General features: G+C 62.3%; 23 protein-coding genes. 10 read left to right on the top strand and 13 right to left on the bottom strand.

The features are described from left to right. Nucleotides 1-61 precede the first annotated feature (61 nt). Entirely contained in the window at nt 62-751 is a 690-nt protein-coding gene (locus tag CO671_RS00145; protein ID WP_010029693.1) for an HAD family hydrolase, read from the top strand. Next, nucleotides 751-2,334, top strand: a complete 1,584-nt coding sequence (locus tag CO671_RS00150) for an FGGY-family carbohydrate kinase (RefSeq protein ID WP_097603845.1) — start codon at nt 751-753, stop codon at nt 2,332-2,334. The genes CO671_RS00145 and CO671_RS00150 overlap by 1 nt, the downstream gene beginning before the upstream one ends. Before the next feature lie 28 nt (nt 2,335-2,362). On the opposite strand, the gene CO671_RS00155 is transcribed toward CO671_RS00150, so the two are convergent. Continuing rightward, nucleotides 2,363-3,217, bottom strand: a complete 855-nt coding sequence (locus CO671_RS00155) for a MurR/RpiR family transcriptional regulator (protein ID WP_064683134.1) — start codon at nt 3,215-3,217, stop codon at nt 2,363-2,365. Between the two features lie 235 nt (nt 3,218-3,452). Between CO671_RS00155 and CO671_RS00160 the strand changes: the two genes are divergently transcribed. After that, nucleotides 3,453-4,163, top strand: a complete 711-nt coding sequence (locus CO671_RS00160) for a sulfate transporter family protein (RefSeq protein ID WP_097603846.1) — start codon at nt 3,453-3,455, stop codon at nt 4,161-4,163. Nucleotides 4,164-4,166: 3 nt separating this feature from the next. Here CO671_RS00160 and CO671_RS00165 read toward each other — a convergent pair whose 3' ends face one another. Then, entirely contained in the window at nt 4,167-4,592 is a 426-nt protein-coding gene (locus CO671_RS00165) for a VOC family protein (RefSeq protein ID WP_097603847.1), read from the bottom strand. Between the two features lie 81 nt (nt 4,593-4,673). Between CO671_RS00165 and CO671_RS00170 the strand changes: the two genes are divergently transcribed. Next, nucleotides 4,674-5,252, top strand: coding sequence for a TetR family transcriptional regulator (locus CO671_RS00170; protein ID WP_097603848.1), 579 nt, complete (start codon nt 4,674-4,676; stop codon nt 5,250-5,252). Here the strand turns inward: CO671_RS00170 and nth are convergent. Then, nucleotides 5,217-6,023, bottom strand: coding sequence for an endonuclease III (nth, locus tag CO671_RS00175; RefSeq protein WP_170964907.1), 807 nt, complete (start codon nt 6,021-6,023; stop codon nt 5,217-5,219). The genes CO671_RS00170 and nth overlap by 36 nt on opposite strands. Here nth and CO671_RS00180 point away from each other — a divergent pair. Both CO671_RS00180 and CO671_RS00185 read left to right on the top strand, forming a co-directional pair. Beyond that, entirely contained in the window at nt 6,022-6,519 is a 498-nt protein-coding gene (locus CO671_RS00180) for a DUF2244 domain-containing protein (protein ID WP_097603850.1), read from the top strand. The genes nth and CO671_RS00180 overlap by 2 nt on opposite strands. Nucleotides 6,520-6,597: 78 nt before the next feature. Then, nucleotides 6,598-7,470 carry a bifunctional helix-turn-helix domain-containing protein/methylated-DNA--[protein]-cysteine S-methyltransferase gene (locus CO671_RS00185; protein WP_097603851.1) on the top strand — a complete coding sequence of 291 codons (873 nt, stop codon included), beginning with the start codon at nt 6,598-6,600 and terminating at the stop codon, nt 7,468-7,470. Between the two features lie 12 nt (nt 7,471-7,482). On the opposite strand, the gene CO671_RS00190 is transcribed toward CO671_RS00185, so the two are convergent. Together CO671_RS00190 and CO671_RS00195 are read right to left on the bottom strand one after the other, a co-directional pair. After that, on the bottom strand, nt 7,483-7,998 hold the full coding sequence (locus CO671_RS00190; protein ID WP_097603852.1) for a hypothetical protein: 516 nt from the start codon (nt 7,996-7,998) through the stop codon (nt 7,483-7,485). 4 nt (nt 7,999-8,002) lie between these two features. Next, nucleotides 8,003-8,980 (bottom strand): sugar-binding transcriptional regulator, encoded by a 978-nt coding sequence (locus CO671_RS00195; RefSeq protein WP_064683142.1) that lies wholly within the window; start codon nt 8,978-8,980, stop codon nt 8,003-8,005. 423 nt (nt 8,981-9,403) lie between these two features. On the opposite strand from CO671_RS00195, the gene tal reads away from it, so the two are divergent. The 3 genes from tal to CO671_RS00210 all read left to right on the top strand — a co-directional run bounded on the left by tal (nt 9,404) and on the right by CO671_RS00210 (nt 11,643). Continuing rightward, nucleotides 9,404-10,369: a transaldolase gene (tal, locus tag CO671_RS00200; protein ID WP_010030259.1), complete on the top strand. Its 966-nt coding sequence runs from the start codon at nt 9,404-9,406 to the stop codon at nt 10,367-10,369. A 93-nt stretch (nt 10,370-10,462) separates the two neighbouring features. Then, the gene (locus tag CO671_RS00205) at nt 10,463-11,131 is read left to right on the top strand and encodes a DUF1345 domain-containing protein (RefSeq protein ID WP_097604069.1); all 669 of its coding nucleotides are present in this window, start codon (nt 10,463-10,465) and stop codon (nt 11,129-11,131) included. Between the two features lie 68 nt (nt 11,132-11,199). Next, nucleotides 11,200-11,643 (top strand): DoxX family protein, encoded by a 444-nt coding sequence (locus tag CO671_RS00210; protein WP_097603853.1) that lies wholly within the window; start codon nt 11,200-11,202, stop codon nt 11,641-11,643. Nucleotides 11,644-11,719: 76 nt separating this feature from the next. On the opposite strand, the gene CO671_RS00215 is transcribed toward CO671_RS00210, so the two are convergent. From CO671_RS00215 to CO671_RS00245, 7 genes are all read right to left on the bottom strand, one after another. Beyond that, a complete protein-coding gene (locus tag CO671_RS00215) occupies nt 11,720-11,893 on the bottom strand; it encodes a DUF1328 domain-containing protein (protein WP_004678026.1) in 174 nt (57 codons plus the stop codon). A 251-nt stretch (nt 11,894-12,144) separates the two neighbouring features. Beyond that, a complete protein-coding gene (locus CO671_RS00220; RefSeq protein WP_097603854.1) occupies nt 12,145-13,572 on the bottom strand; it encodes a gamma-aminobutyraldehyde dehydrogenase in 1,428 nt (475 codons plus the stop codon). Nucleotides 13,573-13,585: 13 nt separating this feature from the next. Further along, nucleotides 13,586-14,398, bottom strand: coding sequence for an ABC transporter permease (locus CO671_RS00225; protein WP_097603855.1), 813 nt, complete (start codon nt 14,396-14,398; stop codon nt 13,586-13,588). Then, complete coding sequence (locus CO671_RS00230; RefSeq protein WP_097603856.1) at nt 14,388-15,350, bottom strand: ABC transporter permease; 963 nt, start codon at nt 15,348-15,350, stop codon at nt 14,388-14,390. The genes CO671_RS00225 and CO671_RS00230 overlap by 11 nt, the downstream gene beginning before the upstream one ends. Beyond that, nucleotides 15,347-16,333, bottom strand: a complete 987-nt coding sequence (locus CO671_RS00235) for an ABC transporter ATP-binding protein (RefSeq protein ID WP_097603857.1) — start codon at nt 16,331-16,333, stop codon at nt 15,347-15,349. Before CO671_RS00235 ends, CO671_RS00230 begins: the two co-directional genes overlap by 4 nt. 219 nt (nt 16,334-16,552) lie before the next feature. Next, nucleotides 16,553-17,713: an ABC transporter substrate-binding protein gene (locus CO671_RS00240; RefSeq protein ID WP_097603858.1), complete on the bottom strand. Its 1,161-nt coding sequence runs from the start codon at nt 17,711-17,713 to the stop codon at nt 16,553-16,555. A 120-nt stretch (nt 17,714-17,833) separates the two neighbouring features. After that, entirely contained in the window at nt 17,834-18,742 is a 909-nt protein-coding gene (locus CO671_RS00245) for a LysR family transcriptional regulator (RefSeq protein ID WP_097603859.1), read from the bottom strand. A 179-nt stretch (nt 18,743-18,921) separates the two neighbouring features. On the opposite strand from CO671_RS00245, the gene CO671_RS00250 reads away from it, so the two are divergent. After that, nucleotides 18,922-19,668 carry a hypothetical protein gene (locus CO671_RS00250; RefSeq protein WP_097603860.1) on the top strand — a complete coding sequence of 249 codons (747 nt, stop codon included), beginning with the start codon at nt 18,922-18,924 and terminating at the stop codon, nt 19,666-19,668. 61 nt (nt 19,669-19,729) lie between these two features. On the opposite strand, the gene lysS is transcribed toward CO671_RS00250, so the two are convergent. Then, nucleotides 19,730-21,223, bottom strand: a complete 1,494-nt coding sequence (gene lysS, locus CO671_RS00255; RefSeq protein ID WP_097603861.1) for a lysine--tRNA ligase — start codon at nt 21,221-21,223, stop codon at nt 19,730-19,732. Nucleotides 21,224-21,278 lie beyond the last annotated feature (55 nt).

Genomic DNA, 21,278 nt, shown 5'->3' on the forward strand with positions numbered 1-21,278 from the left:
ATCCGTCCGGTCTGCGAGCGGCGCGGACGTGCGTGCGAATTGAACTCAGGTTGGGTCTTTCATGGCTGATGCTGAACCACGGCTGGTCATCTTCGATTGCGACGGCGTGCTCGTCGACAGCGAGCCGATCTCGATCAGCGTCCTCGTCGGCGCGATGAACGATCTCGGCGTCTCGATCAGCGAAGATCAGGCCTATGAGCGTTTTCTCGGCCGCAGCCTGTCGACGCTCATCTCTACGCTGGAAACCGAATTCAACATCCATGCCAGCGAGGAATTCCTCGAACGCATCCGCACCGATCTCTACGCTCGCTTCCGCACCGAATTGAAGCCGATCGACGGCATCGCCGCGACGATCGACCGGCTCGGCATTCCGTGCTGCGTCGCCTCGTCCAGCCAGATGGAGCGAATCCGGCTGTCGCTTTCCGTCACCGGCCTTCTCGACAAGCTGCCCGACATCTTCAGCGCGACGATGGTCAAGCGCGGTAAGCCGGCGCCCGATCTCTTCCTGCATGCGGCGCGGCAGATGCAAGTCGAACCTGGATCCTGCGTCGTCGTCGAGGACAGTCCGGCCGGCATTGCCGCCGCCAAGGCGGCGGGTATGACGGTCTTTGCCTTCACCGGCGGATCGCATGCGAATTTCGCCGGATACCGTGCCGAACTCGACCGGCTTTCGCCGGAAGTCGTGTTTGACGCCATGCCGGATTTGATACACCTTGTCCGCAACCATAAGCTGGACGGGACCAAGATTTGATGCGTGATCATGTGGTTGCGGTCGATGTCGGCACCGGCAGCGCGCGCGCCGGTGTCTTCGATGCCGCCGGCCGTCTGCTGGCCAAGGCCGAACATCCGATTGCAATGAACCGGCCGCGCGAAAACCACGCCGAGCACGATTCTGAAGACATCTGGTCGGCCGCCTGCACGGCAGTGCGTCGCGCGATGGCGCAATCCGGCATTGCCGCCGCCTCGGTCGGCGCGATTGGTTTCGACGCCACCTGTTCGCTCGTGGTGCGCGACGTCGAGGGCCGGCAGATCAGCGTTTCCACCGGCGGCGAGCAGCGTTTCGACACCATCGTCTGGCTCGACCATCGGGCGCTGAAGGAAGCCGATTTCTGTACGGCGACGGAGCACGCGGTGCTCGAGCATTCCGGCCACGTGATGTCGCCGGAAATGGAAATGCCGAAGCTGATGTGGCTGAAGAAGAAGCTGCCCGCCACATGGGAAAAGGCCGGCTACTTCTTCGATCTCGCCGATTTCATGACATGGAAATCGACCGGATCGCCCGCCCGCTCGCGCTGCACGCTGACGGCAAAATGGAATTATCTCGCCCATCTCGAAAAGGGCTGGCAGCAGGATTTCCTGCAGCGCATCGGTCTCGAAGATCTTCAGGCGCGCGGGCGCCTGCCGGATGAGACGACGCCGGTCGGCGGTAGCGTCGGCCGGCTGACGCCGGAGGCGGCGGCAGCCCTGGGGCTGACCACCGATTGCCACGTGTCGGCCGGGATGATCGACGCCTATGCCGGCGCGCTCGGCGCACTCGGCGGTTATGCCGCCGATCCCGTGAAACGCGAGCATCAGCTGGCGCTGATCGCCGGCACGTCGAGCTGCATCGTCGCCTTTTCGCAGGACCGCAAACCGAGCCACGGCATGTGGGGTCCCTATTATGAAGTGGTCTTCCCGCAGTCCTGGCTGGTGGAGGCCGGGCAATCGGCGACCGGGGCGCTGCTCGACCATATGGTGCGCATGCATGCGGCCGGCGGCGAGCCGACGGCGGCGCTGCATCAGAGGATCGTCGCGCGCATTGCCGAATTGCGGGCCGAGGAAGGCGATGCTTTCGGGGAGCGCATCTTCGTGCTGCCGGATTTTCACGGCAACCGCTCGCCCCGCGCCGATCCGCATGCGGTCGGCGTCGTCAGCGGGCTGACGCTCGATACCTCCTTCGACGGGCTCTGTGCGCTCTATTGGCGGTCTGCAGTGGCTATTGCGCTGGGCATTCGCCATATCCTGGAGAAAATGAAGGAATATGGCTACGTGCCGGATACGCTGCATGTCGCCGGCGGGCATGTGAAAAACCCGGTGCTGATGGAACTCTATAGCGATGCCACCGGCTGCAGGGTCGTGGTGCCGAAGATGAACGAGGCGGTGCTGCTCGGCACGGCGATCGCGGCATCGGTTGCCTGCGGCCTGCACAAGGATTTGGCGGCGGCCGGCGAGGCGATGTATCCGGGCGGCGAGGAACGGCTGCCCGACAGGGCGAAGCAAGCCTTCTACGACCGCGATTATCGCCGCCTTCTGGCGATGTATCGGCACCGCGCCGAGCTGGAAGCGATGCAGTAGCCGCCGAAAGCGCGTGTTTGAAGCTGTTTCAGTGGTTGGCCGTCTCGCCGAGCACGGTTGCGAATTCCAGCATGCGGCGGCGGCGAAGCGCGGCCTCTTCCCCGACTTCGAGGATGACCGATTCCGACAGGCAATCGAGCAGCGCGATCAGCGGTGGAAGATTGTCGAGATCGGGGGCGCGGGCGGGCGGCAGGGGCAGCATGACGTTCGACTGATCCGCCATCCAATCCGCCTGCTGCGGTGAAATGAGGACGACCTTGTAGCCGTAGCGCCGCGCGGTTCTGGCAAGCAGGCGCGCCTTGGCGAAGCGGCGACAGTCGATGATGACGAGCAGCGCGTCGTCGACCGCCAGCCGGGCAAAGAGGTCGGCAAAACGGTTGTCGGCGCCGTCGAGCGTGCGCACGCCGTCGCGGGCCTGTGTCAGCCGCTGGCAGAAATGATTGGCGAGGCTTGCAAGCCGCGCGTGGGTGGCGATCGACACTTCCCGGGCGGTTCTGATCAGGCTGACGGCTTCGGACCAGTGCGGCTGCGCCGTCAGATGATAGATATGATGGAGCGCCTGGATCTGTTCGGCGACCAGCACGGCGAGCGGTTTGCCTTCCGCGGCATCCGCATGCAGCTCACTCATGGCGCTCTGCAACTGTGCCGGCGATGTCGTCACGGTCTCGCGGATCTCCACCTTGACGCTGTCCAGCCCCTGGTAACCGAGCGCGCGCAGGAAGCGCCCGACGGTCATCGGCGACAGATCCAGCCGGTCGGCGACCGACGCCGCCGTCTCAAACGGCAGGTCATTCAGGTGTTCGGAGAAATATTTCGCGATACGACGCTCGGCCGGTGTGCCGCTTTTAACGTATTGCCTGAGTTTGTGCACAAAATCTTCCACGTCAGCCTCCCCCCGTCTTCCCTCAGAGGCGTTCCGTGGAGCGCTATCGCGATCCCTTGTCTTTGCAACTATTGTCGGAAGCTGCTTCTCAGGCCCATGCTTATTTCTATTGGCCATAATATTATATTAGCACTTATATTGCGACAAGTTTCTATTACAGCCTGCAATTTTATTCTCTCTTGTCGGTCGCATTCGCCTTTCCTACATCTTCTGCGCAACCGGAGACGCTGAAGAAATGATCCTTGACGCCGCTCGACTATCGCTCGCCAACCTTTTCGCGCCGGAAACGCGTTCGGTCTTCTGGAAAGTGCTCGGCTTGACGATTCTGGTGCTGGTCGGCCTGTGGTTCGCATTGCGCGGAGCCTTCATGGCCTTTCTCTTTCCCTGGCTGACGGGCTTCTTTCCCGATCTGCCGGAATGGGCAGGGTGGTTCACCCTGGTCTTCGCGATCCTCGCGGGCATCGGCCTTGCGCTCATGCTGGCGCTGCTGCTGTCACCGGTCACGGCGCTGATCGCCGGCCTGTTTCTCGACGATGTCGCCGATGTCATCGAAAAACGCGATTATCCCGGCGACGCACCGGGCACCGCCATGCCGCTCGGACCGGCGATGGCAAGCTCGATCAAGTTCCTTGGCGTGGTGATCCTCGGCAATATCGTCGCCTTGCTGCTGCTGTTCATTCCCGGCGTCAATCTGGTCGCCTTCTTTCTGGTGAACGGCTACCTGCTTGGGCGGGAATTTTTCGAATTCGCCGCCATGCGCTTCCGCCCGCCGCGGGAAGCGCGGCTTTTTCGCGCCAAGCATGCGCCCACCGTCTTTCTTGGCGGGCTGCTGATTGCACTGTTTCTGATGATCCCCTTCGTCAATCTGCTGACGCCGCTCTTTGCCGCCGGCATGATGGTGCATCTGCACAAGCTGATTTCGGCTCGCGAGGGTTCGCGCGCCTGAGGCTCAGCCGGGCAGGGCGGAGGCGTCGTACATCGCGGCGAATTCCGCGCTGGGCGGGATCGGCTTGATGATGTCGATCAGCACGCCGTTCGGATCAGCGGTGATGAAATGCCGCTGACCGAAATCCTCATCGCGGATCTCTCTCAAAATCGGCAGGCCGGCGCTCCGGCAGGCCTCGTAGATACGATCGACATCCTCGACCTCGAAATTGAGCAGCAAGCCGCGAACCTCACCGCGCGCGGCGGCAGGGATGGTCTCGTGGCTGCCGTCGAGGATGGCGAGCGCGACATGCTCCGCCTCGGCCGATTGCAGGTGAACGTACCAGTCGCCTTCAAAAACCGCCTTGAAGCCGAAGTGGGCGCGGTAGAAGGCGGCGGTGCCCTCAACGTCGCCCGTCATGATGACAGGATAATAGCTGGTCGATTTCATCTCTTGCTTCCTTCCATTTTACATACAGTCTGTATGTTTTTGTGTATTAACATACATGCAGTTTGTATGTAAATAGATGGTATGAGCCGCAGCAATCGCGAGAGAACCGAACAGACAAGGCAGGCGCTGATCGACGCGGGGCGGCGTATCTTCGTCGAGAAAGGTTATGCCGAAACGGCGACGCCGCAGATCGTCGCGGCGGCAGGCGTGACGCGCGGGGCGCTCTACCATCATTTCGAGGACAAGAAGGCACTGTTCCAGGCGGTAATCAAGTGCGAGGCGCAAGCGGTGGCCAAGGCAATCGAGGCGGCTTCGGCGCCGGAACAAGGGGCGCGGGCTGCACTGATCGCCGGCGCTTTAGCCTATTTCGCCGCGATGGCGCAGCCGGGGCGGACACGGCTGCTGCTGATGGAAGCACCTGCCGTTCTCGGATCGCCGGCGGTCGCGGCACTGGATGCGGAGAATGCGGAGGCGAGTTTACGGGAAGGACTTGCGGCGCTTTTGCCGGAGGCAGGCGCCCTGCTTGACCCGCTGACATCGCTGCTGTCGGCGTCTTTCGACCGCGCCGCGATTGCGATCGAAGCCGGCGGGGACAGGCGGGATTACGAGCAGGCGATTGCGGCCTTACTCGACGGCCTCGCCGATCACCTGCGGCGGTAACTCGACGAGCGGCGCCGGAATATCCGAACTCTTTTCCGGCGACTTGCAGATGTCGGCGATGACGCAGCGCTCGCATTCGGGACGGCGCGCCTTGCAGGTGTAGCGGCCGTGCAGGATCAGCCAGTGATGGGCGTGATAGAGGTAATGTTTCGGCACGACCTTCATCAGCCGCGCTTCGACCTCGTCCGGCGTCTTGCCGGGAGCCAGCCTGATGCGGTTGGCGATGCGGAAAATGTGGGTGTCGACCGCCATCGTCGCCTGGCCGAAGGCCATGGAGAGCACGACATTGGCGGTCTTGCGCCCGACGCCGGGCAGGCGGACCAGTTCCTCGCGCGTTTCCGGTACCTTGCCCGCGAATTCGTCGACCAGCATCTGGGAAAGCGCGATGACGTTCTTTGCCTTGTTGCGATAAAGGCCGATCGTCTTGATGTAATCGCGGACCTTCTCCTCGCCGAGATCGAGCATTTTCTGCGGCGTGTCGGCGACCTTGAAGAGCGCCCGCGTCGCCTTGTTGACCCCGGCGTCGGTCGCCTGGGCGGAGAGCGCCACGGCGACGACGAGGGTGAAGGGGTTGGTATGCTCGAGTTCGCCCCTCGGTTCCGGCCGCTGCACCGAGAAACGGCGGAAGATCTCCTCGCGCTCAGCCACGGAATAGGCGGTTTTCACCGCCGCTGCCGGTTTGCGGCGGGTGATGACATTCGAGTTTTGGGACGGTTTGCCAACGGATTTGAGTTTCGGATTCGCCATGGAGAATCTATACTCAACGGCCATGATGGAAAGCAACGCCGACAGCTTCAACGAAAAGCCTGTTTTCGCAGCCGAACTCTTTCCCCACCGATCGCTCGGGCGCAAGGGCTTCAAGGTGCTGCTCATTTTGTCGGGTGCCGTCTGCTTTCTCTACGGCATGTTCTTCACCGTGACCGATGCCTGGCCGATCGGCTTCTTCTTCGGGCTGGATTTCGCCCTGCTCTACGGTGCTTTCTGGCTGAGTTACCGCTCCGGAAGGGCACGCGAGGAAGTCACGGTGTCGCGCACGGATGTTTCGGTGCGCAAGTTTGCGCCGTCGGGGCGGATGGTGGAACATCATTTCAACCCGTTCTGGGCGCGGTTCCTCGTCCGCCGGCATCAGGAAATCGGCATCCTCTCCATGCAGATTTTCGGCGAGGGCCGGCGCACGGATGTCGGCTCCTTCCTGAACCCTGATGACCGCGAGAGTTTCGCCAAGGCTTTCAAAGGGGCGCTCGCCACGGTCAAGCAGCGTCTCTGAGCCGATCCGCCGGAGGCGCAAGAATCGGGTGGTTTGGCCGTCCGCCCTTGATTATCTCCTGTCTAAAGGAGAAAAACGATGAATATGATCGCGAAGCTCGACACAGATATCACCCCCGGCGGCCCCGACTACGACACCGTCCGTCGGGTCATCGAACTCATCAGCGAAGAATATCGCGATCAGCCCTCGCTGGAAGCGATCGCGGCGCGGCTGAACCAGTCCCCAACGCAGCTTCAGAAGACCTTCACCCGCTGGGCCGGCCTCTCTCCCAAGGCCTTTCTGCAAGCCGTCACGCTCGATCACGCCAAGCGGCTGCTGCGCAAGGAAGAGATGCCCTTGCTCGAAACCTCCATCGAGGTCGGGCTTTCCGGCCCGAGCCGCCTGCACGATCTCTTTGTCACCCATGAGGCGATGTCTCCGGGCGAATGGAAGGCGAAGGGCGGCGGCCTGACGATCCGCTACGGCTTCCACAATTGCCCCTTCGGTGCGGCTCTCGTCATGGTCACGGATCGCGGCCTCGCCGGCCTTGCCTTCAGCGACAGCGGCGACGAAAAGGCCTGCCTGGAAGACATGACCTGCCGTTGGCCGAATGCGGAATACATCGAGGACCGGCAGGCGACGGCTCCCTATGCCGAGCGCATCTTCCAGCCGGGCCGCTGGACGTCGGACCAGCCGCTGCGGGTCGTCCTGATCGGAACGGATTTCCAGGTCAGCGTCTGGCAGAGCCTGCTGAAGATCCCGTTCGGCAAGGCGGTGACCTATAGCGATATCGCCAGAGATATCGGCCGGCCGACCGCCATGCGCGCTGTCGGCGCTGCCGTCGGGGCCAATCCGATTTCCTTCGTCGTGCCCTGCCATCGCGCGCTTGGCAAGAACGGAGCATTGACCGGATATCATTGGGGCCTGACCCGCAAGCGGGCCATGCTCGGCTGGGAATCGGCGCACGCCTGATAGATGCCGGAGCTAGTCAAAATCGGAATTGATGATCCGGGCGATGATGTCGTCATCCAGATTGGATAGCGCCTCCGCGATATCGATATGCCCCTTGGCAACTGCCTGGGCCGCGCTTGCCGACAGCAAGGTCGGCCGATCCCATGCTTCATGGCGATGAACGCTTACACAGTCGGTTAAGGATGCGATCGCGTGCCGGTAGGCTTGCTCCAGATCACCAGGTATATCCGGTCCTCGCCCCATTCTTCGAGAAACTTCGATACTCGCCGGCAACTGATAGAATGAGAAGTCGATTGGCGTCGCCGTGGTGAGGGCGACCCTGACGATATGAGGAACGGCCGCATATGAAGCCGTGTAGACATCACCCTGATGACAAAGGCTCGACCACAGGCTGAACCAGGGTTCTGCGTCAGGGGCGGGCATTGGCCCAGGCGATTCTTCGAGCGTTTTCAGCAGCTCAGGCGTATTTGTCGCAGGACCATAGCAGTGCCGCAAGTCACCCCAACGTCGACTATCGAGTGAAAGCATGAACTCATTCCGCCAGTCGTAATAGCTCTCGCGCCGCGCTTTCGTCGGTGATCAGCGTGTTGCAGCCGATGCGCTTGATCGTGGCGCGGATGGCGACGGCACGATGGGCGCCGCCGGAGGAGAGCACGATGTGCTTGGCTTCCTTCAGCGTGTCGAGATCGACGGACATCACCCGACGATTGATCGAGTGGTCGACCGAATTGCCATCTCTGTCGAGGAAGTTGAACATGGTGTCGCAGACGCAGCCGGCGTCGATCAGTTCCTGCAGTTCGGCTTTCGATATCCAGCCTTCCGACAGCGAGGTCGAATGCGGGCCGATATCGCCGCAGCTGACGATCGCCAGGTCAAGATTCTCGGCGAGACGGTAGATGGTGTCCAGGCCGCACTTCTCGATGAGATTGCGTTTGGTTTCGACGGAATCGACCAGAAGCGGCGCCAGGAACATATAGCATTCGGCGCCGAGCTGATTGGCCAGCCGCCACGTGTAATCGATCGGGTTCGTCTGGTGGACGGCGACGATGCCGCCGAGCAGCGACACGACCTTGCAATTGGCGCGGCGCGGTGGCCGGAAGCTCGACAGCGAGGCGGTCATCGTGCGGCCCCAGCCGACGCCGATCGTATAGTCGTCCGGGATGGCCTCGGAAAGGAACTGGCCAAGCGCCAGGCCGACATTCTTTGCCAGCGAGGCGACGTCGCCATGGACCGGCGCCGGCACGACGATCGCCTCGTCGAGGCCGTAGGCGCGCTCCAGCTTCACCGAAAGCTCGACGCAATCGCCGATCGAATCGTTGATCCAGATCTGGACTTCGCTGCGCTTCATCGCCTCGTCGAGCAGGCGGATGACGGTGGTGCGGCTGATACCGAGCTGTTCGGCGACATCCTTCTGGGTCAGGCCCTCGTTGTAATAGAGCCACGCGGCCCGCAGCCGCAGCGAGGATGCCTCCGAATAGGCCGTATGCGTGCCGCGTTTGAGCTTGACCACATGTCCTCCAGCCGACTTCCTGGCCCTAAATCCCATCAGGAATGAACGGCTGTCGCGGCGCGTTTGTTGCCGGGATAATGACGGGTGTGACACTTATGTCAATTGAAATGCACAAATGTCCTTGACTTTTCCTCGGGCGAATGGCGATAGTCCCGGCGACACGAAGTCGTTCTGTCCGTCCGAGGAGGACATAGTGCGGGCATGCCGAAAGTCACGACCGGCCTTCCAGCCGCAGGCGACATCGCTTGCGTTCGGCGTGCGGTTTGGCCGCGGGAACATGGCCACTGTCCTTCACGTTTATGAATCATCCGTGACGGATGTGCGCATTTTCGCCTGCAGCATGCCGACAGCCTGTCGGTAGATCACCTTTGCCGGGCGGAACTCGCGCCGGTCGCAGCCCAAGTTCAACAAGGATTATTGACCATGACATCCAAGCTTGACCAACTCCGCGAGATCACCACCGTCGTCGCCGATACCGGCGACATCGAGGCGGTCGCGCGCCTGAAGCCGGTCGATTGCACGACGAATCCGAGCATTGTGCTGAAAGCGCTCGGCACACCGATGTTCGCCGACGCCATCAAGGAAGCCGTCGCCTGGGGCAAGACGCAGGGCGGCAACCCTGAAGCCGTCTCCTCCGCCGTCGCCGATCGCCTTGCGATCTCGGTCGGCGCTGCGCTGGTGAATCTCGTTCCCGGCCGGGTCTCGACCGAGGTCGATGCCGACCTTTCCTTCGACACCGAGGCTTCCCTTGCCAAGGCGCGCTCGATCATCGCCGCCTATAAGGATCGCGGCATCGAACGGGATCGCATTCTTATCAAGCTCGCGTCCACCTGGGAGGGCATCCGCGCCGCTGAAGTGCTGCAGAAGGAGGGCATCGACTGCAACCTGACGCTTCTCTTCAGCAAGGCCCAGGCGATCGCCTGCGCCGATGCCAAAGTGTTCCTGATCTCGCCCTTCGTCGGCCGCATTCTCGACTGGTACAAGAAATCGACCGGCAAGGATTACACCGCCGAGGAAGATCCGGGCGTCATCTCCGTGCGTGATATCTACAACTATTACAAGGCGAACGACATCAAGACGATCGTCATGGGCGCCTCCTTCCGCAATGCCGGCGAAATCGAAGCCCTTGCCGGCTGCGACCGTCTGACCATCAGCCCGGCCCTGCTCGACGAACTTTCCAAGGATGAAGGCAAGCTGGAGCGCAGGCTCTCGCCGGAGAGCCGCAAGCCCGACGCCAAGGTCTCGGTCGACGAGAAGACCTTCCGCTGGATGATGAACGAAGACGCGATGGCGACGGAAAAGCTCGCCGAAGGCATCCGTGCCTTCGCCAAGGACCTGACGACGCTACGCAGCATGGTGCAGAAGGAACTGCAGCTCGCTGCCGCCTGATCGAGCTGCGCAAACAATTGGAGGCGCGGAGGCCGGCTGGCCCCCGCGCCTTTTTCGTGCTGATATCAACGGCCTATGCGGCCGGAGGCGACGATCGTGCAAGAGAAGCGGGCAAGTTCTTTGGCGACGTTTTTCCGAAGACATGCAAGCTTCATCATCGCTTTCCTGGCCGGGCTGGCGGTGTTTCTGCTGGTGACATCGCGCGAGGTCAGCGCCCGCAATATCCTGTTCGGATGGAATGTCAGCGCCGGTGTGTTCATCGTGCTCAGCTGGCGCAAGATGCTGCGGGCGTCGGTGGAAAGCATCCGCGAACGCGCCGCAGATCTCGATTTTTCCGATACGGTCCTTTTGGTCCTTTCGATCGGCGCGGCCGTTGCCAGCATCGCCGGCATCGGCCTCGAGCTTCATTCGATCAAGGAGGCTACACCCGACGTCGCGCTCACGCGGGCAGGCGGCGCCGTGCTGACGATCCTGATCTCCTGGGTTTTTCTGCACACGCTCTTCACCATTCACTATGCCCATTATTTCTATGGCGGGGCCGACGAAGAGGGTGGCTTGAAGTTTCCCGACGGGATCGAAGAGCCCAGCTATTGGGACTTCCTCTATTTCTCCTTCACCATCGGTGTTGCGGCGCAGACGGCGGATGTCGCAGTCGGGTCGACCGGCATGCGTAAGCTGACGCTGTTGCATGCCGTGCTGTCTTTCCTGTTCAATACGACGATCCTGGCGCTGGCGATCAATGTCGGCGCTAGCCTGCTATAATGCGGCTTCCACGGGGAAAGCTGAAGCAAGAACGGCTGCCGATCGCCGCTCTTCGACCGGAGGGTAAGATGGAAAGCGCCTCGAGCCGGCTGCGGCCGTCCGATCTCATTCTTCTCCTGGGCAGGCTTCTGCTGTCGCTGATCTTCCTGCACGAGGGGTTGTCGCTTGCGGCCGATCTCGCCGCGACCATAGACACCTTCGAAAAACTGGGTCTTTCAGCGCCGATCGCCTTTGCCACCATCGTCCTTCAGATCGGCGCCGGCCTTTGCGTTGCGACCGGGTTCCTAAGCCGGCTCGGCGCCTTGGCGCTGGCGCTCTTTTGCCTGGCAACCGCCTTCCTCTTCCACACCAACTTTGCCAGCCAGAACGAGCTCCTGCATTTCGAGAAGGATCTGGCGATTGCCGGCGGCATGTTCGTCCTGGTGGCTGCGGGCACTGGATCGATATCGATCGGCCATCTGCTGAAAAAGCGGACGGACCATATGCCCCGCTGGCTAAGGGCGATGTTATAGCAGGCGCGATCCTGCCCCGCTGCCATCGAAAGGCCGGATAGAGAGCGAGAGGTGGCTTCAGGTCGTCCGCGCCCGCTTACAGCACCGCCTGTCCGGCCATCAGCGCGAGGACGAGGAAGATCAGGAAGATCACCAAGGCGATGCCGAAGAGCACGCGGGCGATGGTCGCCGTGGCTGCGGAAACACCGGAAAACCCGAAGAAGCCGGCGATGATCGAAATCACGAAAAATATCAGAGCCCATTTCAGCATGGCGTCATCCTTTGCTTTTGCCTGAGAAGACGCCGCAGCCGGGAAATTGTTCCAGATCGTTGGCTCCAGACCGCATCGCCTCGGGGTGAAACGCGGCTCACTTCAAAGCGTAAACCGGCTGGGATTTGCCGATCGATGATCAATCACCGGCAACCATCGTCTAGGCTGCGCTCCGATATGGTCTGGCGCGGCGGCAAGCAGTTGCTCGCGCCTTGCGCCAGACTGGCTGAGCAGATCAGGCTGTTCGCCGTTCAGCCGTGATTGATCATCACGTGGCGAACGGCGGTGTAATCCTCCAGCGCATAGGTCGACAGGTCCTTGCCGTATCCAGACTGTTTGAGGCCGCCATGCGGCATCTCGTTGACCAGCATGAAATGCGTGTTGATCCAGGTGCAGCCATATTGCAGACGGGCGGCGGTCTTCATGCCGCGGCCGATATCCTTGGTCCAGACCGAGGAGGCCAGGCCGTAATCGCTGTCGTTTGCCCAGGCGACGGCATCGTCGGCATCGGAAAAGCGGGTGACCGAGACGACCGGGCCGAAGACCTCGCGGCGGACGATCTCGTCGTCCTGCACGGCGCCTGCAATGACGGTCGGGGTGAAGAAGAAGCCCTTGTCGCCGGAGACCTTGCCGCCGGTGGTAATCTCCATGTGCTTGTGTTCGGAGGCGCGGGCAACGAAGCTTTCGACGCGGTCGCGCTGACGCCTGGAGATCAGCGGGCCGATTTCGTTTTCGGTATCGTCGGCGTGGTTGAAGCGGATGCTTGCGACGGCCGAGGAGAGATCGGCGACGAAATTGTCGTAGACCCTGGCATCGGCATAGATGCGGCAGGCGGCGGTGCAGTCCTGGCCGGCATTGTAATAGCCGAAGGTGCGGATGCCCGACACGACGGCATCGATATCGGCGTCATCGAAGACGATAACCGGCGCCTTGCCGCCGAGTTCCAGATGGGTGCGCTTGACCGTCTTGGCGGCGGCCTGCAGCACCTTTTTGCCGGTGGCGATATCGCCTGTGATCGAGACCATGCCGATCTTGGCGTGATTGATCAGCGCGTTGCCGACGCTTTCGCCGCGGCCGAGAATGACGTTGACGACGCCTTCGGGCAGGATTTTGGAGAGCAGCCTCGCCATCTTCAGCGCCGTCAGCGGCGTCTGCTCCGAAGGTTTGAAGACGACGGTATTGCCGCCGGCAATCGCCGGCGCCAGTTTCCAGGCCATCATCATCAGCGGATAGTTCCACGGCGCGATCGAGCCGACGACGCCGATCGGATCGCGGCGGATCATCGAGGTGTGGCCGGGCAGGTATTCGCCCGCGGCTGGTGCATGCAGGTTGCGCACGGCGCCGGCGAAGAAACGATAACAATCGACGATCGCCGGGATTTCGTCGTTCAGCACTGATTTGATCGGCTTACCGCAATTCAAAGCCTCCAGTGCGGCGAAGCCGGCGGCATCCTTCTCGATGGCGTCGGCGATCTTCAGCAGGTAGCCGGAGCGTTCCCCCGGCGTCGTCTGCGACCAGCCTGTGAAGGCTTTTTCGGCGGCATCGACGGCGGCATCGATCTGCGACAGCGAGGCCTCGGCAAGGTCGAGCACCGTCTCGCCGGTCTTCGGGTTCAGGATGTGCTCTTCCGTCTCCGTGCCTTTTTCGAAGCGGGAACCGATCAGCATTTGGGTATCCATGACGTTCTCCCTGTTATTTGCCGCCGCCGGCAATCTGGTCGCCGTCGCGGGTGAGGTAATAGGCTGCCAGGATCGGCAGGAAGGTGACGAGCACCACGACCATGGCGACCACATTGGTGACCGGGCGCTGGCGCGGGCGGATGAGTTCTTCGAGCATCCAGATCGGCAGGGTCGATTGCTGGCCGCCAGTGAAGGTGGTGACGATGACCTCGTCGAAGGACAGCGCGAAAGCGAGCATGCCGCCGGCAAGCAGGGCGGTGCCGATATTCGGCAGGATGACATGGCGGAAGGTCTGGAAGCCGTCGGCGCCGAGGTCCATCGAGGCCTCGATCAGCGAGCCGGACGTGCGGCGGAAGCGGGCGACGGCATTGTTGTAGACGACGACGACGCAGAAGGTGGCGTGGCCGAGCACGATGGTCCAGACCGAAAACGGGATGTCGAACAGGCTGAAGGCGGAGCGCAGCGCAATGCCGGTGATGATGCCGGGAAGGGCGATCGGCAGGATGACCAGCAGCGAAATCGCCTCGCGGCCGAAGAACTTCGTCTGGCTGACGGCTGCCGCGCAGAGCGTGCCGAGGACGAGCGCGATCGCGGTGGCGATGACGGCGACCTGGGCGGAGAGACCGAGCGCCGACCAGACGTCCGGCCGGTTCCACGCTATCGTGAACCACTGCAGCGTCAGGCCCGGCGGCGGCCATTGATAGCTCTTTTCCTCCGTGGTGAAGGCATAGACGAAGATCAGCAGGATCGGCAGATGCAGGAAGAGCAGTCCGCCGGCGGCGGCGATCTTCAAGGGCAGCGGCGATCGCTTGAGATCAGAGCGCATCGAAGGCCCCCAGCTTTTTGGCGAGCGACAGGTAAAGCGCCATGATGACGATCGGCACGACGGAGAAGGCGGCGGCGAGCGGCACGTTGCCGGCCGTTCCCTGCTGGGCGTAGACGGCCTGGCCGATGAAGAGCCGGGACGAGCCGATGATCTGCGGAATGATGTAATCGCCCAATGTCAGCGAGAAGGTGAAGATCGAACCGGCGACGATGCCGGGCAGCGCCAAAGGCAGCAGCACGGTGCGGAAGGTCTGGCGTGGCGTCGCGCCGAGATCGGCCGAGGCCTCGATCAGATTGCCGGGCACACGTTCGAGGGCCGCCTGCGTCGGCAGGATCATGTAGGGGAGCCAGATATAGACGAAGACGATGAAGGTGCCGAGGTAGCTCACTGACAGCGAATTGCCGCCGATGACGGGCAGATTGAGGATGCCGTCGAGCAGCCAGGCGAGATGCAGCTTTTCGAAGATCCAGGTGAGGATGCCTTCCTTGGCGAGGATCAGCTTCCAGGCGTAGATCTTGACGAGATAGCTCGACCAGAGCGGCAGCATGACGCCGAGATAGAAGAGCGCCTTCCATTTGCCTTGCGCATAACGCGCCGCGTAATAGGCGATCGGAAAAGCGATCAACGCGGAAGCGATGGTGACGAGAGCGGCCATCACGACGGTGCGGATGATGATGTCGAAATTCGTCGGGCTCAGCAGCTGGGCATAGGTCGCGAGGGTGAATTCGTAATTCACCAGGCCGGAAAAATCGTCGATCGAGAACAAGCTCTGCAACAGCAGAGCGATCAGCGAGCCGATATAGATGATGCCGAGCCAGAGCAGCGGCGGCGTCAGCATCAGGAAGAGCAGGAGTTTCGGGTGCCGCCAGAAGGCGTCCGACATGCGGCCGAAGAGCCCGCTGCGTCCCGGCAGGATCGATGTCTTGGCGTCGGAGAGGGTGAGCGCCGTCATGCCGCGTCGTCCATGTAGTGGATATCGGCAGGCTGCCAGGCAAGCCGGATACCGGTGCCGATGTCGGGCACAGGCGCGCCGGCCGGCAGCATGACATGCAGCCGGCTGCCCCTGAGATCGACGCTGAGGCGAGTGGCGGCGCCGAGAAAGCTTGCATGTTCGATTGTCGCATCGACGCCGTCGCTTGCCAGGCGGATCGCTTCCGGACGCAGGCTCGCCCAGCGTTTCTCGCCGCCGAGCGCGGCCATCAGATCCGGCGCGATCACATTCGAGGAGCCGACGAAATCGGCGACGAAGCGGGTCCTCGGGCGGCGGTAGATATCCTGCGGCGTGCCTTCCTGGACGATGTTGCCATTGTTGAAGACGGCGACGCGATCGGCCATGGACAGCGCCTCGCCCTGATCGTGCGTGACGAAGACGAAGGTGATGCCGAGCGCGCGTTGCAGGCTCTTCAATTCTTCCTGCATCTGCTCGCGCAGCTTGAGGTCCAGCGCGCCGAGCGGCTCGTCGAGCAGCAGCACTTTCGGTTTGTTGACGAGCGCGCGGGCAAGCGCCACGCGCTGCCGCTGGCCGCCGGACAGTTGCCCTGGGCGGCGGGCGCCGTAGCCCGGCAGCTTGACGAGCTCCAGCGCATCGTTCGCCGCCTTCAGCCGTTCCGCCTTGCCGACGCCCCTGACCATCAGCCCGTAGGCGACATTGTCGAGGATGTTCAGATGCGGGAAGAGCGCGTAGTCCTGGAACACGGTGTTGACGTTGCGGCGATAGGGTGGAACGCCCTCGGCGGTCTCGCCGAAGATCTGGATATGGCCGGCGCTCGGCTGCTCGAAGCCGGCGATCAATCTCAGGCACGTCGTCTTGCCGGAGCCGGAGGGGCCGAGCATGGCGAAGAATTCGCCGGCCGCGATCTCGAGATCGACGCCGTCGACAGCGCGAACCTGACCGAAATAGCGCGATACCTGCTGGAAACGGACGGCTGAGGTCATTGGGAACTCCGGGTCTTGCATGTTCAGAGAGGGCTTTGGTCCGGGCCTAAAAAAGACCCCGCCCCAAACCCCTCCCCACAAGGGGGAGGGGCTTAACCTGCCGCACCCTCGCGAAGAATTCGGCGTTCAGAGAGGAGTGAGGCGGTGCCCCCTATAGCCCCTCCCCCTTGTGGGGAGGGGTTGGGAAGGGGTCTTTGACGACATAAGCCGGTCTGGCTATTACCGCCCGCCGATCACGCCGATATAATCCGACACCCAGCGATGGTACGGCACGCATTCGCTCTGCGTCGTGCATTTGGCGACCGGGGTCTTCCAGAACTTGATCTTGTCGAAGTGATCGAAGCCGTTGGTGGCGCAGCCGGCATCACCCATCAGTTCGTTGCCCTTGCAGGCGGCGGGAACGGAGGGGACGGCGCCGAACCAGGCGGCGGCGTCGCCCTGGACCTTGGCCTGCAGCGAATGTTCCATCCACATATAGGCGCAGTTCGGGTGTTCGCTGTCGGCGTGCAGCATGGTGGTGTCGGCCCAGCCGGTGACGCCTTCCTCCGGGAAGGTGGAGGCGATCTTCTGCTTGTCGGCCTGCAGCAGGTTCACCTGGAAGGGCCAGGAGCCGGAGGCGACGACGCCTTCATTCTTGAAGTCGTCGATCTGGATCATCGCATCGTGCCAGTAGCGCGAGACCAGCTTGCGCTGGCCGCGCAGCAGGTCGAGGGCCGCCTTGTACTGATCTTCAGTCAGCTCGTAGGGGTCCTTGATGCCGAGATCCGGCTTGTGGGCCATCAGATAGATGGCGGCGTCGGCAATATAGATCGCGCCGTCATAGGCCTGGACGCGGCCCTTGTTCGATTTGCCGTCGGGCAGCGTCTCTTCTTCGAAGACGACGTTCCAGCTGGTCGGCGCCTTGTCCTTGAAGGCATCGGTATTGTACATCAGCACATTCGGGCCCCAGAGGTAGGGCACGCCGTAATGTACGCCGCCGACCGTATACCAGGCGCCGTTTTGCAGGCGCTGGTCGACATTCTTGAAGCTTGGGATCAGATCGGTGTTGATCGGCTGAACACGCTTGCCGGCGATGAGGCGCAGCGATGCGTCGCCCGATGCGGTGACGAGGTCGAAGCCGCCCTCGTTCATCAGCGAGACCATTTCATCCGAGGTGGCGGCGGTCTTGACGGAAACCTTGCAGCCGGTCTCCTTTTCGAAACCGGTGACCCAGTCGTAGTTCTTGTCGGTTTCGCCGCGTTCGATATAGCCGGCCCAGGCGACGATGCTGACCGCACCCTCGCCTTTGCCGAGCGCCTTCAGCGGTTCGGCGGCGGTCACCTGCGTCGCGAAGCTCAGGCAGGCGATCGCTGCCGTGCAGGATTTCAAGAGATTCGTCATCGTCCGGCTCCCGGTCTGGTGCCACTTTCCGTGGCGGTTTGTTCCCGCTCAAGAAGGTGATCCCAAATGGGCGCTTTCGCAAATTCATTTATCAGAAAGGCGATATCGGAAATTCCGATATCAGCGGACGCGGCCGGATCGCAGGCTTTCGGCGATGCCGACGAAGTCGCGCGCCGCCTGCGGCAGGCTGGAGCCCTTGCGCCAGACCATGCCGACCTGGACCACCGGCAGCGAACCGGAGACGTCGCGGCTCTCGATGCGGTCGCCTTCGAGCGACCACGGGCGGTAGACGAGGTCGGGGAGCAGCGCCACGCCGGCGCCCGTTGCGACCAGGCTGCGTACCGCCTCCACCGAGCGGGTGCGGAAGGCGACATGCGGGCGGGCGCCGAGCGCCGACAGCAGCTTGCCGGTATTCTCCTCGATCTCGTCGACCGTCAGCATGATCAGTGGTTCGCGAGCGATATCGGCCACCGAGATGATGTCGGCCGAAACCAGCGGATGGCCCATCGGCAGCCATAGCCGATAGGGCGAGGTTTCGAGGATTTCCGCCTGCAGCGCCATGCGGTCGCGCAGGTTCGATATCACCATGACGGCGACATCGAGTTCGCCGCCGACCAGGAGATGTTCGAGGTAACCGCCATTGTCCTCTATCGCGCTGACCTCGACTCCAGGACAGGCGCGCCGGTATCGCGCCAGCAAGTCGGAGAGCACGTAGCCGGCGACGAGCGAGGTGACGCCGATGTTCAGCGTGCCGGAAAGGGCGCTCTGCCGGCCGGAGAAGCTGGTGCGCGCATCGGAAACGGAGGCGAGAATCTTGGTCGCGTGACGGAGGAACTGGTGTCCGTTGTGGGTGATCGTCAGGCCGCGCGGATGGCGCTCGAAGAGCTCGACGCCGAGATCGGTTTCGAGCTCCTTCAGCGCTTCCGTCACCGAGGATTGCGAGATCGAAAGGTTCTGCGCGGCACGTGTCACCGAACCTTGTTCGGCGATGGCGACAAAATATTGGATCTGGCGAAGCGTGAAGGCCATCAGCGTTTAGAGCATGGCGGAATGTGTGGTGGCAAGCGGCTGAAAAAGGCGGACCTTTTTTGGTGTTTTTTCAAAATGGAACAGGCTTGGCATGCACACTTAAACTTTCGGAAACGTCATTTCTCTAGCATTCCCAGCACCTGTCCTGCGTTGGAGTTTGAGATGGCGGAGCAGTTGGCGTGAAGGCCTTACTGCGCATATTCCGGCCCTCCCGGAAATTGGCAATCATCATCGGCGGCGTCTCGCTTCTGGCGGGCGTTTCCGGTGGTGCGGCGCTTTATGTCGGCAAGGACAGGTTGATCGGTGTCTCCGGCGGCGGTTCCGGGCTCGAATGCTCCGACGTCAACTTGGTGACGATCAAGAAGCAGGATCACGTCTGGGTGCGGAAATACATCAAGACCGAACCGACCGACGGCATGACGCGTGTCAGGACCGCACTGCGTGTCGCCCAGGCTGTTTATGCCGCACAGAAACCGGATCTGGTGCAGGTGGTGGTGCTCGACGAGAACGGCCCGACGCTGCGCGCCGATATTCGCGGCCGGGCAATCGGCGCCGACGTCGTTTACATCCCGCATCCCGACAAGGCGGTTCCCGGTCTCGACGACAAGCCCTATACGGCGCGCTACTATGACGGCAAGGCCAGCGAAAACGGGCTGTTCTTCGGCGAGCGCATCGACTTGCCGGCCGACGAGATCGCCATGATCAGCGCCTCGTTCAAGGATCCCGAGGATTGCGTCGACCCGGTCGCGGTTGGCTCCACGACAAACGGGGCAAAGGGCAAGGAAAAGAGCCCCGCGGGCGGCGCACATGGCGCGGCCCCGGCGGCCGAAAGCGAAGCGGCGCCGGCCCCCGAGGGCGTCAGCGCCGATGTTGTGGCGGAGGCGCCGGCCGAAGAGCCGCCGGCAGAGGCCGCCAAGACCCACTGAACATCATAAAAAAGCGGAGCGCCGAGGCACTCCGCTTTCGTTTTTCCTACGTCTCTTGCTGTCAGTCGGCTTTGCTGCGGCGGGCCGGGAAGAGGATGACGTCGCGGATCGACGGCGCATTGGTCAGCAGCATGATCAGACGGTCGACACCGATGCCGAGGCCGCCGGCCGGCGGCATGCCCTGGTCGATCGCGTCGAGGAATTCCTCGTCCAGCTGCTTTTCCTTTTCGCCGCGGGCATGCGCCTGTTCGAGCTGCTCGACCATGCGGCGGCGCTGCTCCTCGGGATCGTTGAGTTCCGAAAAGGCGTTGCCGAGTTCCCAGGCGTTGCAATAGGTCTCGAAGCGCTCGACCAGGCGCGGCTCGCCCGGCACTTCCTTGGCGAAGGGCGAGATGTCCTTCGGGAAATGCGTGACATGGGACGGCTGGATCAGCGTCGCTTCGACCTTCTCCTCGAAGATGAATGCGAGGCATTCACCCCAGGTCCAATCCTTCTCGACGGCAAAGCCGGCAGCCTTGGCAGCAGCGCGCGCTTCCTCATCGGTCTTGATCGCGAGGAAATCGATGCCGGTCGCTTGCTTGACGGCATCGGGCATCGGCACGCGCTTGAACGGCCCCTTGAAGGACATGGTCTTGTCGCCGAAGGGGAACTCCGTCGTACCGTGAATGGCAAGCGCCAAGCTCTCGAACAGCCGCTCGACGAGGTCCATCATGTCCTCGTAATCGGCATAGGCCCAGTAGCACTCCATCATGGTGAATTCGGGATTGTGCCGGGTGGAGACGCCTTCGTTGCGGAAGTTGCGGTTGATCTCGAAGACCTTGTCGGTGAGGCCTGAGACCAGCGTGCGCTTCAGGAACAGTTCCGGCGCGATGCGCAGATACATGTCGAGCTTCAGCGTGTTGTGATGCGTCTTGAACGGCTCGGCGGTGGCGCCGCCATAGATCGATTGCAGCATCGGCGTCTCGACTTCCATGAAGCCGTCATTCTCCATGAAGCGGCGGATGCCGGAGACGATCTTCGAGCGCTGCTGGAAGCGAAGCTTCGAATCCTCGTTGGTCATGATGTCGAGATGGCGCTTGCGATAACGCAGCTCGATATCGGAGAGCCCATGCCACTTCTCGGGCATCGGCAGCAGCGACTTGGTCAGCATTTCGATCTTCTGGGCGTTGATCGTCAGTTCGCCGCGCTTGGTGCGGCGCACGATGCCGGTAACGCCGATGATGTCGCCGATGTCGATCATCGGCAGCAGGGCGCGGGCTTCCTCGCCGGTGACGTCCTTATGCGAGAAGATCTGGATCTTGCCGGAGGCGTCATGGATATCCATGAACATGCCCGAATTGCGCGAGGAATAGACGCGGCCGGCGACGGTGACGACATCCTGCGTCTCGACATCCGGTTCCAGGGATTCGTATTTGGCGCTGAGCTCGGCGTTGGTCAGCGTCCGGTGGAAATGCGCCGGATAGACGTCGCCGATCTGCTCGCGCAGCAGCTTCAGCTTCTGGGCGCGCACCTCAGTCGCGTCGGAGGAAAGAGTGTTTTCGGTCTTGTCGTTCATGTCATTTGCCTCATCGATGCGGCATGAATTCTAAAATCAATGTTCGTTGGCTCGA

This window comes from Rhizobium sp. M10, assembly GCF_002531955.1.
Lineage (GTDB): Bacteria > Pseudomonadota > Alphaproteobacteria > Rhizobiales > Rhizobiaceae > Rhizobium > Rhizobium etli_C.

What these genes read in the sequence shown, in the direction of transcription:
- CO671_RS00145 (WP_010029693.1), top strand. Translation starts at nt 62, where the DNA reads ATGGCTGATGCTGAACCACGGCTGGTCATCTTCGATTGCGACGGCGTG.
- CO671_RS00150 (WP_097603845.1), top strand. Translation starts at nt 751, where the DNA reads ATGCGTGATCATGTGGTTGCGGTCGATGTCGGCACCGGCAGCGCGCGC.
- CO671_RS00160 (WP_097603846.1), top strand. Translation starts at nt 3,453, where the DNA reads ATGATCCTTGACGCCGCTCGACTATCGCTCGCCAACCTTTTCGCGCCG.
- CO671_RS00165 (WP_097603847.1), bottom strand. Translation starts at nt 4,592, where the DNA reads ATGAAATCGACCAGCTATTATCCTGTCATCATGACGGGCGACGTTGAG.
- CO671_RS00170 (WP_097603848.1), top strand. Translation starts at nt 4,674, where the DNA reads ATGAGCCGCAGCAATCGCGAGAGAACCGAACAGACAAGGCAGGCGCTG.
- CO671_RS00180 (WP_097603850.1), top strand. Translation starts at nt 6,022, where the DNA reads ATGATGGAAAGCAACGCCGACAGCTTCAACGAAAAGCCTGTTTTCGCA.
- nth (WP_170964907.1), bottom strand. Translation starts at nt 6,023, where the DNA reads ATGGCCGTTGAGTATAGATTCTCCATGGCGAATCCGAAACTCAAATCC.
- CO671_RS00185 (WP_097603851.1), top strand. Translation starts at nt 6,598, where the DNA reads ATGAATATGATCGCGAAGCTCGACACAGATATCACCCCCGGCGGCCCC.
- CO671_RS00190 (WP_097603852.1), bottom strand. Translation starts at nt 7,998, where the DNA reads ATGCTTTCACTCGATAGTCGACGTTGGGGTGACTTGCGGCACTGCTAT.
- tal (WP_010030259.1), top strand. Translation starts at nt 9,404, where the DNA reads ATGACATCCAAGCTTGACCAACTCCGCGAGATCACCACCGTCGTCGCC.
- CO671_RS00210 (WP_097603853.1), top strand. Translation starts at nt 11,200, where the DNA reads ATGGAAAGCGCCTCGAGCCGGCTGCGGCCGTCCGATCTCATTCTTCTC.
- CO671_RS00215 (WP_004678026.1), bottom strand. Translation starts at nt 11,893, where the DNA reads ATGCTGAAATGGGCTCTGATATTTTTCGTGATTTCGATCATCGCCGGC.
- CO671_RS00220 (WP_097603854.1), bottom strand. Translation starts at nt 13,572, where the DNA reads ATGGATACCCAAATGCTGATCGGTTCCCGCTTCGAAAAAGGCACGGAG.
- CO671_RS00225 (WP_097603855.1), bottom strand. Translation starts at nt 14,398, where the DNA reads ATGCGCTCTGATCTCAAGCGATCGCCGCTGCCCTTGAAGATCGCCGCC.
- CO671_RS00230 (WP_097603856.1), bottom strand. Translation starts at nt 15,350, where the DNA reads ATGACGGCGCTCACCCTCTCCGACGCCAAGACATCGATCCTGCCGGGA.
- CO671_RS00235 (WP_097603857.1), bottom strand. Translation starts at nt 16,333, where the DNA reads ATGACCTCAGCCGTCCGTTTCCAGCAGGTATCGCGCTATTTCGGTCAG.
- CO671_RS00240 (WP_097603858.1), bottom strand. Translation starts at nt 17,713, where the DNA reads ATGACGAATCTCTTGAAATCCTGCACGGCAGCGATCGCCTGCCTGAGC.
- CO671_RS00245 (WP_097603859.1), bottom strand. Translation starts at nt 18,742, where the DNA reads ATGGCCTTCACGCTTCGCCAGATCCAATATTTTGTCGCCATCGCCGAA.
- lysS (WP_097603861.1), bottom strand. Translation starts at nt 21,223, where the DNA reads ATGAACGACAAGACCGAAAACACTCTTTCCTCCGACGCGACTGAGGTG.